Source organism: Noviherbaspirillum aerium, assembly GCF_008929045.1.
In the GTDB taxonomy this organism is placed as follows: domain Bacteria; phylum Pseudomonadota; class Gammaproteobacteria; order Burkholderiales; family Burkholderiaceae_D; genus Noviherbaspirillum; species Noviherbaspirillum aerium.
The window spans coordinates 130908-143287 of the sequence record NZ_VFAH01000012.1 but is presented as its reverse complement, the minus strand read 5'-3'; the positions used below and the strand labels follow the sequence as shown (position 1 = coordinate 143287).

The window sequence follows — 12380 nt, the reverse complement described above, 5'->3', positions numbered from 1 at the left end:
AAACAGTGGAAATTAGCACAAGTCGATAAAAACATGAGGTATTTCCCGTTGCGGAAAATTGAGGCAGGCGAACAACTGCATGTGGCAAAATAACTTGCGGTACCCGGCGTTAATTTACGTTTCTGGCACGCTTCAACGTGCTAATTACGTCGCGAGAGCGAGTACTGCTTCGGTCAAGCTGAATTCCTCCTCCAAGAAAGCCTATGACACCATCCAACCAAGCTGCCCGTAAACTCGCAGTCGCCGTGGCGTTTATTGTCTTTACTATTGATATTGCGACCAAGGAAGCCATCTTCCAAAATTTCGCATTGCGCGAATCGATCCCGATAACATCCTTCTTCAACGTGGGACATTGGCTTAACCCAGGCGCCGCATTCAGCTTTCTTAGCGATGCAGGAGGATGGCAGCGTTATTTCTTTTCCGCTCTTGCCTTTGCCATCATTACCTGGCTCAGCACGGAAATCCTTTTCAATGATTCATTGACGAAGACTCTGCGTTTCTCATTCGCCCTCATTGTAGGCGGTGCCGCAGGCAATCTATACGACCGTATCGTCGGAGGGGCAGTGATCGACTGGATAAATCTACATTGGGCTGGCTGGCATTGGCCTGTCTTCAACCTTGCAGACTGCGCTATCGTGGCCGGGGCAATTACCTTGGCCTCCGCTCAAGTGCCAAATCCCCCCGGGAACAAACAGTCCGCCGTACAGAACCGAGCCAGATAGCAGGTTCTTAGGGCCATTTGAATATTAAGATTCAGGCGGTATTTGCCAGGGCCTGCTCTGTCCCGGTCCGCACCTGCGGCCCGCCGCGCAATGTCCGTACGCGTGTACTCCCGCTCGTCGATGCAATGCCAGACCGCTTGCGACGCATGTCAACCACAGCCTGCTTGCCGGCGCTCTGCCATTCTTTCTGCCGGAGGAAGAAGTCCGACCCACTTTGCAGCGCGTCGGACTTCCTATGCCCAGGCCTTCATCATGACTAACAGTCCAACCTCCTTCAAGCTTGCTTCATTCAGACCTTGGCGGCACAGCAGTCATTGATCCATAAGGGCAGGCGTGCTGGATTATTTTGCGGTGAAGTTGGTCAGCCATCGTAGATTGTCTTCGAGCTGCCACACATCGTTTCCAGACTGCCACGCAGGTTGCAGCGTATCCTCGCTACTTCCGCAGCCAGCCGCACGCATGTAGCAGTGGTCTGCCAATCCACTGGTCATGCGTATCTGCTGGACCATGTGCCAGCCGCTACCGTTCGGGTTGACGCAACCATTTGCTGTGAGGCCGCAATTCAGTCCGGTCACTTCCTGCATCTGGCTGCGGACAGTCAGTTGATTTCCACCCATGAATTCATCAGCTTCTCCATTGACGATGCGAAGACGGTCAGCGGGCAGTACGTGATTGCCGTTCGACATACACTGCCGTAAATCCGTCGAGGCATATTGCACACCGGTGCCAAGCCCATATGCGGCCTGCACTCGTGCGTCATAGTTCTTTGCCAGGACAGCCATAATGGAGCCTTGACTGAAGCCGCCGACCACAAGGCCCTTGCGGCAATCAGCCCCCTTGCGAGAGCAGATCTGGGTAATTGCACTTGCTGCGTTGTTGGGATCAAAGATGCATTTCGATTTTGAGCCGATGACATCACAGCTGCCGAAAGCCGAGTTACCGTACTCGACAGTGGCTGCGACATAGCCCTTCGCTGCCATCCTCTTAACCGCTTCAAGAGCCGAAGCGTTGGTAAAATTTTCCCAGGTTCCTACCATATATACAAAGACCGGATGCTTGCCTGGTGTTGTCGGCTCGGTGCCTACGATGTTGTATGTGCTCGAGCACTCGCCGCCGGAAGGGCTGGCACCGTTATACGTCATCGTAAAGTTTGTCTGAGCCCAGACTGCGGTGCTCAGAAGAGCGCCAGCGCACACCAGTCCTATCTTCTTCGAAAATTGCATTACCTTTTGTCTCATCTCCGTCCTCGTCTCATTTTTAAATTGACGTCATCCACCTGCGAAACAGATGGGGCATGACGTGCGACATATTGCAAACTGCATGCCGAAGATAAGACGTGAAGCGGCCATCGAGCTAGGCTGGACGACATGATCTTGGATTTCCGTCAAATTTCGGGACAACTGTTTCGCACAACAAAACCGCAAGACGATACACATCAACCAATGTCTGCGCGGGTGCAGACTTGGTCCTGGAAACCCTTGGGCAGACTGTCGCCATTTTGCTGCGCGCTCCTGGCCCAACGGCATGCCTTGACGAAGTTCCCTTGGCGACTATGGGCTTGCGATATGTAGGCTCGTGCATCACGAGCCTTGGGCGACCGGTCCAAGGCCATGTAGAGAAACTCAAGACTCTCATCAGCGCGCCCCTGAAACAATAGGAACCGGCCATAATCAACGTAGGTCTCGGGAGCGACGTCTTCTTTCGAGAGTGCTTGGCGGTACAGTGCCTCCGCACTCTTCATGTCCTTATCCCGCCGTTCCATGACGAGCGCAAATCCATGGTAGGTATCGGCATTCGCCGGATCGAGAAGCCACGCCTGGTTCAACTGGGAGATCGCATTCGTATAGTCTTTCTTCTCCAAGGCATTCCACGCCATAATCACAAGCTCACGTGCTCCCTCCTGTCTGGTTAACCCGCGTTTCTCATAGGACGCCACGAGGGATTTTTCATCATTGGAAGACGTACGCTTCGCCTGATCTCCGAACATGGGCATCATGTGGGCCGGCGCAGATGTGCTCTCCTGGAAAACCGCCAAGGCGACCAGCAGAGCAAGAAACAAAGCTTGCTTGCGCATACTTATCCGCTTCTATGAGCGTTCAATCCATCACTGTAAAGCGGCGGCAATCTTAGACACACGGCTACCCGGGGAACTTCCCAGCAACATCTGTTGCGTGGTCTCGGAAGCGACAAAATTCGCTTCCAAGTTGGATCGGGTTTGGAGACAGCGGGAATAAGTCTGGCAGCTCTTTACGTCTCTCTACATGATGTGTTTGAACACAATGCGATGTCACCTGCATGAGGCTACAACTTCCACAGCTCATGATTAGAGCAGTTTCACCCTGACCTGCCTGTCGATCCCGGACAGCTTGCCGCTGGCACTGCGTTGTGACTCCTTGCCATGGCTTGGCCATGTCGCGTCATCACGCCTTGTTCCAGCAGCAATTTGCCTCGGCCTCGACTAGGCTGTGTTTGCTAAGCGTTGCGAGCGGTTCGGATTGGCGCCGAGGAGCGCGCGCACGCAGGGTACACCGAGCACCGCAAGCGCCAATCCGGATCGCGCAGCAGCTTACCAAACACAGCCCAGGCCGGTCAGGGCGAAAACGTTCTAGCCCCGCAGAACTTTTGTACTCTGGGTCCAGAGTAGCCAAGCACATTGGACCTATTGGCAAAACCGATGTTTCAAGAGTAGGTAAATGTAATGAAAAACCAAGAGAAGCGGGGCGATATGAGGGTACGCAAGTCAACGAACTTCATCTACCGAGACTCATGATTTACTGCGGCGGTCCAAAGCTGTAACTCCACGGGCAAAAATGTTGACTGCAGTCAACATTTTTGCCCGTGGAGTTTGTATTATTGGAACACCATAAAGATCATGTGATTACCTATCAGCCGGCAAAACGCAATGAAAACCGTAAAAAAGTGCCAAAATCGGAGCTGCCGCCGCCAATTTCTCGTATCCGCTTATGAAGCCCACCCTGCCCTTACCTGTGTGCCAGGTCAGGTGATTTGCCCTCACTGCAAGAGCGTTTCAACGGCCAGCCGCACACACATCTACCTTGCGGATCCCTTGCGCGCTGAAGAGTACGAGATTGATTTCCTGGAAAAGAAAGTCGCGTAAGCCTCCTTAAGTCATGCCGCGAATGCTGGCAGCAGCGGAATTCGCTTAACGCCACGAAATGCCACGCGACGCTTTCCACGTTAAATCTCGGAACTCATGATCGCCGATGGGCATGCGCTCAATGGAACAGGCCCTAGAGCGTTTTCACCCTGACCTGCCTGTCGATCCCGCACAGATTGCTACTGGCACTGCGTTGTGACTCCTTGCCATGGCTGGCCATGGCACGTCGTCACGCCTTGTTCCAGCGGCAATCTGCCTCGGCTCCGACTAGGCCGGTCAGGGCGAAAACGCTCTAGCCCAACATATTTTGTATCTTCAGGCTGAGGTCCTGGAGGGTGAATGGCTTGGTAAGGAGCTCTTGCCCCTCTTCGAGGAAACCAGACTTGTTTGCGGCGAACTCGGCATATCCTGTCATGAACAGCACTTTCAGGTTCGGCCGCACGCCCCTCACCGACCCGACCAGATCGATGCCTGTGATATCGGGAAGCACGACATCCGTAATTAAAAGGTCGACATGGCCAGCCGCATCCAGCAGTTCCAAGCCGTCTGCGCCCGTCGTACCGGCCAAAACATGATAATTCAGCTCGTTTAGCGCTTCACATATCACATCCCTCACCACTGCGTCATCTTCGATGACGACAATCGTCTTTTCTACTTTGGCATCGACGAACGACGGTTTATTGCCCTCATCTCCTTCCTCATCTCTCTTGCCGTCGTAGAAAGGGAGGAACAACTTTACGGTCGTACCAATGCCCGGCTCGCTTTCCACAGTGACCGCGCCGTTTGACTGCTTTGCGAACCCGTACACCATGGAAAGACCCAAGCCGGTGCCTTGTCCCATCGGCTTGGTGGTAAAGAACGGTTCGAACACGTGAGCCAGTACCTCATCCGACATTCCGGTTCCATCGTCAGTAACCGACGTCACCACATATTTGCCAGGAGCGATGAATGAGTGGGGACTGGGATGCGCTGCGTCGAAAGATAATTTCCGGGTCTTGATATGCAAGGTGCCGCCATGTGGCATCGCATCCCTCGCATTGATCGCCAAATTGAGGATAGCGTTTTCAAGCTGATTGCCGTCTGCCAGCGCCATGCATTTCTCTGCATCTTCCGCAACGATGACTTGTATCGAGTTGCCCATGGTCCTTTGCAACAAGTCTTCCAGAGACGAGACAAGCCTGTTTACATCAATAGGTTGTGGAGAAAGTGGTTGACGGCGCGAAAAGGCAAGCAAGCGCTGTGTCAATGCCGCAGCTTTCTCAGTGGCCGTCGTGGCCAGTTCGACGTACCTTTCTATAACACCTGTCCGTCCCACTTGCATAAAATGCCTTATCAGTTCAAGAGAGCCTCTGATACCTTGCAAATGGTTGTTGAAGTCATGTGCAATGCCGCCAGTGAGGCGCCCGACTGCCTCCATCTTCTGGGATTGGCGTATCACTTCTTCCGCATGCTGAAGGGCCTCCGTCTGCGCTTTAAGGTCCGTTATGTCGCGTGCATTGGCAAACACGCGTTGTTGTTCAGAGGATGCGGTCCATGAAAGCCACCGATATCCTCCAGACTTATGGACACATCGGATCTGAAACATCTGGGTTCGATAGCCGGGTTCACTGTGGCGCCCTATTTCTTCGTAGGTACGAGCCAAATCATCGGGATGGACAAGCTCGTTCAATTCTCGCTGGATAAACTCTTCGGTCGACCATCCAAGGATGCTGGTGACCGCCGGATTGGCATTCAACACATGCCCCTGCATATCCAGCACAACAAGCAGGTCCGGGGTCATTCGCCAGATTTGATCCCGCTCCATGGCCAGAGCCTCGACCCGCCGCTCCAATTCCCTCGCCGCGATGGCCTTCTGCAACGCCATGCAGGTTTTGCGTGCAAGCTCTTCAATCAACGCTATGTCGTCAGTCTCCCATGAGCGATGAACGTCTCCGACGAACAGCAACGAATGAACAATATCATTCTCAACGAATGGCACAACTACGCGCGCTGGTGCTCTTGCCAGCGCTGTCAAGAAATTATCTTCAGATGCCATGGCGTCCAGTGACGGCGAATGGCGTTCCAGGGTATAAGTCCGCCCCCTGCTTAGGCCTGCTAGACCGTTCGGCACAAGCAGCTCGGCACTGACCTTTCCCTGCCGGAGAGCCTGCGCATTCCGCAGCCATACGTCAAGCAAGGCACTGCCATCCTCTTGGTCCACATCTCCATAACCGGCCAACTCGACATCCAGGCAGTCCACTAAAAATTGGCAGCATGCCTGCTTGATAGTCGCAGGCGCCGTATGCCCCCGTATTGACTCGTCAAAGGACAGAAGAATGTTTTGCCGCTTTTCCTTGAGACGCAGCGTAGCTTCGGCAAGCATCCTCTCATGGATGTCTACGCTGCTGCCGAACCAGCCTGCAACCGAGCCGTCTGGATTGAAAAATGACTCCGCTCGTATCAGATACCAGCGGTAAACGCCATCCTTTCGGCGAAACCGCGCTTCTACTTCATAGTGATTCCCTCGTTGCAATGCATCGTTCCATGCGGTCAATACGCTGGATTTATCCTGCGGATGCAGTGCCGTAGCCCATCCGTCCTGCAAGGCTTGCTCGATAGTTTGGCCGGAGTACTTGTGCCATTGACTGTTAAGGTAGGTCAGATTACCGCCGGGGTCGCTAAGCCAGGTAACTCCCGGAGCAAACTCGGCGAGTTGACGAAAGCGCGTTTCCCTGGACTGAAGGCGAGAATTCATTTCTCGAAGCTCATATTCCGACTGCTTCAAATCATGAATGTCGTAGCAAACGCCCGCAAAACGTGGCGGATGTTTCGCGTCGCTTTTCAATGCCTGTCCGCGCCGTGCTATCCATCGGAAAGAACCGTCTTTCGGGCGAAGCAGCCTGCATTCCGCCGCCTCATCGCGGAGAGAGAAGAACGGCTCCCTGTCTTCAGGGTGCAGGAACTGGGCCAGATAAGAAATCGAGTATTGGTCCTGCTCGGGCAGATTCCATAGACGGCAAAACTGCTGCGATGTACTGACCACGCCACTATCGGGATAGTATTCAAAGGTACCCAGCCCACCCGCATGCTGAGCTATCCTCAGGCGCTCTTCCGTCATTCGCTCTCTGGTCCTGTCCCGAAGGATCTTGGCAAACCCGATATGTTCATGCCTTTCGAAAATGGCGGTAATCTGCCCGATCGCCCAGAAGGAAGAACCATCGCGTCGAACATGCCATCTCTCGTCAGCCGCAACTCCATGTTTGAGTGCCAGAGCCCTTTCTTTTTCCGGACTTCCCGATGCAATATCTTCCCGGGCAAAAATAATGTCGATCCTCTGCCCGATTGCCTCATCCTCCGCCCAGCCCAACAGCTCGCGGGCGGCGGGATTCCAGTCCGTAATTACTCCTGCCACATCCATCAGGATGTAAGCGTAATCGCCAGTATTCCGGAATGCAGCAAGCGTCCGGCCTGCTTTGGAGGAGTCTTGATGTTCCATGGTGCTGAACGAAGCTCCGATTTCAATACTCAGTTTCCCGCTGGAAGTTCTTCAAAGCGCATTTCTTCACTTATCTCAGGTGGTAAAAAGGCAACATAGTTCAACCTTGATTTCTCTAAAGACGGAGCCCGGGATTTTTTCATACCATGTTGCATAAGAGATATTAGATACGGAGGTATGCATATCGACCCGCTGACTTCCGCAGAAATATCACACGATCAGCTTTAATGAAATTGCCGCTGCTTAACTTTTTACTGCCTGAAACACATGAAAATCGCAGTCTGCTCCAATTCGACCTGTTGCCGTCCGTTTCAGGTTAACGAGTTCGCTGCAAAAGCGGATGCGCCACTGGAATCAGGCGCAATTACTTGTCCCCATTGCCAACATTCAAAGATGATGGAGACTGCGTCGGTATTCATAACCCATGCGTTGGAAGAGTCGCATGAGCAAAGAATCCGCCGCGCATCAGCTAGTCCGTCTGAAAACCAGTAGCAACACGCACTTGCCCTCATCCGGCTGCCAGGGCGCACATTTGATGCGAGGTATCTATGGCATTCAGAATATGGCATTCAGAAGTCACGCTCCCTGATGACGGAGTGTGTGAACGCGTCACCTCTGCTTCCAACAAATGATTGAAGTGCCCAACAATTGGAGACCTGCAGGCACACGGGGTTTCCATTTCTATCGGCGGTCAACGCTCTGATAAAACCGGAAACGGGAAACGGGAACCGGGAAATTCTAATCACAATGACGTCAGCGGCGTCAGCGACATCGCGATACCGTGGCTCCGCATATCGCAATCCTATCCTTGATGCTTTCATTTTCCAACGCGGCCATGGCTGCGATGAGAACCGTTCCGTCTAGCCAACACCACCAACGAAGCGGTGAAGCCGATTAACCATGGACATAAGCCATGGCAGTCTGCCGAACACATGGCGATGGATAGGCTCACAATATGGCAGTCGGCAAACTCCCTCCGTACCATGCCCATCCGCATCTACAGACAGAGTAGCCGAGTCCTGCGGCACGGAGGCAAATCTCCAACGTTTCTATTTTTGCGTTGCCGGCTCAAGCTGCCTTCGCGATCCAAGAACCATTCGGATCTTTCGCGACAATTGGTCTTCGTTGTACGGTTTGCTCAAGAGCTGCACGCCTTTTTCCAGCCGGCCACCGCTTATCAGGGCATTGCGCGTATAGCCTGACGTGAAAAGAATACCCACGCCAGGTACGAGCTGGCCCGCTTCTCGTGCAAGCTGAATGCTGGATACCGGACCTGGCATGACGACATCGGTAAACAGCAGGTCGACATGGCGATCCTTTCTCAATACATCCAGACCGGATTGCCCATCATGGGCTTCTATGACACGGTAGCCGAGTCTGCCGAGCATGGCGACGACCGTCGACCGCACTTCCGAATCGTCCTCGACGACCAATACGGTTTCGTTGCCTCCGACTGGAATCTCCTGGTCGGATAATATCTCCACGTCCTCTGGCTGCAATGACCGCGGGAGATATATCGCGATGGTGGTGCCGCGGCCAACTTCACTGTCAAGCTGGATATGTCCCCCGCTCTGAGTGACAAAACCGTAGGCCATGCTTAAGCCAAGACCAGTGCCTTCCCCAACCGGTTTGGTGGTAAAGAACGGTTCGAAAGCCTGCTCCGCAACTTCGGGAGCCATGCCAGTGCCAGTGTCCGCAAGTGATATCAGGACGTATTCGCCCTGCGGTGCGCGTCCCGGCCCTGACGATTCATTTCCCAGGTTGGAAACGTTTTCGAGTTCGATCTGCAAGCTTCCACCATCCGGCATTGCATCGCGCGCATTGATCGCAAGGTTGAGGACAACATTTTCCAGCTGCCCCCTGTCCACAAGAATGTTCCATGGTTCTCCGCAGGCCCTTGTTTCAAACTCGATCGACTCACCCAGTGCCCGCTGCAATAGATCGTCCATCGACTGAATCACTCGCAGCGGGTTTAGTACGACAGGTTGCAATGGCTGACGCCTGGCGAATGCCAGCAGCTGAGCCGATAACTTGGCACCGCGGTCCACTGCCGACATCATGTTGGTCAGCCGAGTCTCCAACACAGGCTGATTGGCAATAACGTGTTTCAGCAGCTCGATATTGCCGCCGATGGTTTGAAGCACGTTATTGAAATCATGTGCCACGCCACCTGTAAGCTTGCCAACAGCTTCCAGTTTCTGTGCATGTTGTAACGCCGTCCTTGCCTCTTCAAGTGCTTGCGCTCGTTCGGCTTGAATCCTCTCGGCCTCTTTTCGCTCCCTGACATCCCGTATGAATGCACTGACGGCATATCCAACGTCCTGAGGGATGCCGGCGACCGCCAACTCCACCGGAATTGTATTGCCATACTTATCAATGGCATTCATTTCAATCACCTGGCCGATGGCGCTTGCAATTTCGTCCGGCGCAAAAATTGCCGTTGCAATTCGGTGAGCTTCTTTGTCGTCCGGCGGGACGATGAATTCTGACAAGGTAGCGCCAATGACTTCCTGGGCAGTCCAGCCGAAAATCTTTTCAGCCCTTGCATTCCAATCCGTTACACGGCCGGAGGCATCCAGCGCAACGAAGGCATCGTGAGAATTTTCGAGAATCACCTGGATGCGGCGCTGCTCCATCGCGAGCTTATCGTTTGACGCCCTCAGCGCGGCTTCATATTGCTTTTGCCGCGTGACGTCGGCATGAGTGCCGATCGCGCGAATTACCTTGCCGTCCTCAGTCCGTCTCACTGCGGTACCTCGGGCCAGCATCCATTTCCAGCTGCCGTCTTTGCACCGCATCCGAAACTCATTGGAATAGGTTTCTTCAATGCCGTCGAGGAATCGGGTAGCAACTGCCATCGCTTGCTCTCTGTCGTCGGGATGAATCAGTCGCTCCCATTCGGATAGCCGGCTCCCTATGTCTGCGTCCGAATATCCCAGCATTTCTTTCCAGCGCTTCGAGTAGTCCATTTCGCCGGTTTCCACATCAAGATCCCATACGCCGTCACCAGCGCCTTCGAGCGCATACTTCCAGCGAAACTCGCTTTCCCGTAGATGATGGGTCATCACCTTGGCCAGGGACATCGCACGGCGGCGTCCGGTTGCCAAAGCCCAGACCAGCACGGATAACATCGCGCTGGTGACTATGCCCCCTAGTGCAGTGATGGTCGGCGTGTTCGTCTCAAGCCGCTTTTCAAACGAGGGGCTAGACCTCATGTAAAGCGTCCACGGACGGCCGCCGACCAGGATTCGCCGCTCCGCGTGGAAGATGGATTCATGATGTCCCGAATTATCGGGGTGGGAAAGCGAATGGAACAATGTCGATTTCTCGGAGACCTCGTTTCCATCATAGATGGAAAGAGTGATGTCGCGTGAGCGCTCCCCGCCCAAACCAGCCATCAAGTCGTTCATTCGGAAAGGCGCACCGATCCATGCAAACATGCTTGCACGCCTGTCTTCGACAGATTCAAGCGTTGCACCACGCCGGTAAACCGGAAAGTACATGACCAGCCCAAATTGCTCGTCGATGCCGTTCTCCTGGATAAGTTTGACTTTTCCGGATGCTGCAGCTTGACCGGTGTCCCGGGCGCGTTCCATTGCCTCCCTGCGCACGGGGTCAGTCATCATGTCAAACCCGTGTGCGCGGAGATTCAGTCCGGTAAACGGCTCTATGTGCGAAATTGCGGAATAAACAGGACGTACGCCATCGGGAAAAATCTTGTAATTCGGAAAGCCTTCGGCACGAACGAGTTCCTCATGCGATTGCCTTTGGGAGCGTGGCACCACTTGCGATATAGCTATTCCCTGAATGCCAGGATAAGTTTTTTGCAGCTGCAGTGACTCAACGTACAGCCGGAAGTCCTCACGCTGGATATCTGAAGTACCGAGCAGAAAGGCTTGGGCACCACGCTGCACCTGCTCATAGGTAGCCATGCGTTCCTCAATGCCTCTGGCTGTCTGGCGAACCTGGAAATCAAATTCCGTTCGCAGCACGCTGCGCGCATCATCCTGTGCGTTCTTCCATAGGGCAGCTGTCGTGGAAAGTCCGAGAAGAAAAATAAGTATGGCGAGCAGTTCGGCCGATATCGACCATCTACGCGGCGTGGACGACATCAGATGGGGCGAACTCAAAGCATTTCCTTGAGCGGCGTCACGAGTTTCCATAGTTGTTTGTTGGCAGCGCGGTGCAGCAAGTAAAAAGTCGGACGGGAAATAAAGTGGGTTGAAAATTGAAGAAGCTTAGTCTGATGATATGCGTTGGAAATATATAGAATGAAATATATCGAAATCATACCGAGACAAGGAAGAAAGCAGAGCAGGACAGCGGGGCCTTGTGCGCACGGTTGGCGCGGTATCGGCGAGATTCCTGTCTACTATCCGCCCGGCAAATTATCAACTTGTACCACCGGGTAGGACAGAAAGCGCTATGGGATTGTGCCCGAAGCGTTACGATCAATCTGGTGAAAGGATACTAATTCTGGATGCAACTCCAATGCCTCATTAGCCCTTGCTGCAATTCATTAAATCTGAAAGATTTTTCACGTGACCATCAATGCGCCGGAACACCTGGAATTTCAACAACGGGAATCATCCTGGATAACTGGAGCGCTTTCTTCCTGACCAGACTGACGATCCCGGAAGATTTGCCAGCGGCACTGCGTTGTGTTTCCTTGCCGTGGCCCGCAGGCGCCAATCCGGATCGCGCAGCAGCTTATCAAACTCAGCCGAGTCCAGTCAGGACCAAAACAGTCTAGTTTCCCCTGTGTCCTTTGGCCAAGTGCTGCTTCGGCTCCACCGCCAAGCGCGCGGCACCGGCTGCGACCTTGCGTGAAGAGCAAGACTCATAGCTCGCGGACCGGACAGTTCCATGTTCGCTGAGCGAGATGGTACATGAGGTCGCGCGTGCTCTGCCATCCGGCGCACAGGGGAACAAGGGATATTCCTGCGTCTATCGCACCTGTCCAGCGCAAGCGGAGGGGAAGAAGCTCAGGCGCTAATACTGATTGGGCGGCGCAGGGTGTGAAGGGTTTCCGGAGCACCCGGAGCTGCGCTCATGAAGCGCGTCA

Annotated in this window: 6 protein-coding genes; 2 read left to right on the top strand and 4 right to left on the bottom strand. The window is 53.9% G+C overall.

Going from position 1 to position 12380, the window contains the following annotated elements; translation table 11 throughout:
- The first annotated feature begins 203 nt into the window (after positions 1 to 203).
- Entirely contained in the window at positions 204 to 722 is a 519-nt protein-coding gene (gene lspA, locus FH061_RS17840) for a signal peptidase II (protein WP_151637188.1), read from the top strand.
- Between the two features lie 341 nt (positions 723 to 1063).
- On the opposite strand, the gene FH061_RS17835 is transcribed toward lspA, so the two are convergent.
- Both FH061_RS17835 and FH061_RS17830 read right to left on the bottom strand, forming a co-directional pair.
- Entirely contained in the window at positions 1064 to 1945 is an 882-nt protein-coding gene (locus FH061_RS17835) for a hypothetical protein (protein WP_151637187.1), read from the bottom strand.
- 212 nt (positions 1946 to 2157) lie between these two features.
- Positions 2158 to 2796, bottom strand: a complete 639-nt coding sequence (locus tag FH061_RS17830) for a hypothetical protein (protein WP_151637186.1) — start codon at positions 2794 to 2796, stop codon at positions 2158 to 2160.
- An 828-nt stretch (positions 2797 to 3624) separates the two neighbouring features.
- Here FH061_RS17830 and FH061_RS17825 point away from each other — a divergent pair.
- Complete coding sequence (locus FH061_RS17825; RefSeq protein WP_151637185.1) at positions 3625 to 3840, top strand: hypothetical protein; 216 nt, start codon at positions 3625 to 3627, stop codon at positions 3838 to 3840.
- Positions 3841 to 4132: 292 nt separating this feature from the next.
- On the opposite strand, the gene FH061_RS17820 is transcribed toward FH061_RS17825, so the two are convergent.
- Both FH061_RS17820 and FH061_RS17815 read right to left on the bottom strand, forming a co-directional pair.
- Positions 4133 to 7315, bottom strand: coding sequence for a PAS domain S-box protein (locus FH061_RS17820; RefSeq protein WP_151637184.1), 3183 nt, complete (start codon positions 7313 to 7315; stop codon positions 4133 to 4135).
- Between the two features lie 1049 nt (positions 7316 to 8364).
- Positions 8365 to 11478 (bottom strand): CHASE domain-containing protein, encoded by a 3114-nt coding sequence (locus FH061_RS17815; RefSeq protein WP_151637183.1) that lies wholly within the window; start codon positions 11476 to 11478, stop codon positions 8365 to 8367.
- Positions 11479 to 12380 lie beyond the last annotated feature (902 nt).

Excerpts from the sequence above, each read along its gene's own strand:
- lspA (WP_151637188.1), top strand. The coding sequence starts at position 204 with ATGACACCATCCAACCAAGCTGCCCGTAAACTCGCAGTCGCCGTGGCG.
- FH061_RS17835 (WP_151637187.1), bottom strand. The coding sequence starts at position 1,945 with ATGCAATTTTCGAAGAAGATAGGACTGGTGTGCGCTGGCGCTCTTCTG.
- FH061_RS17830 (WP_151637186.1), bottom strand. The coding sequence starts at position 2,796 with ATGCGCAAGCAAGCTTTGTTTCTTGCTCTGCTGGTCGCCTTGGCGGTT.
- FH061_RS17825 (WP_151637185.1), top strand. The coding sequence starts at position 3,625 with ATGAAAACCGTAAAAAAGTGCCAAAATCGGAGCTGCCGCCGCCAATTT.
- FH061_RS17820 (WP_151637184.1), bottom strand. The coding sequence starts at position 7,315 with ATGGAACATCAAGACTCCTCCAAAGCAGGCCGGACGCTTGCTGCATTC.
- FH061_RS17815 (WP_151637183.1), bottom strand. The coding sequence starts at position 11,478 with ATGGAAACTCGTGACGCCGCTCAAGGAAATGCTTTGAGTTCGCCCCAT.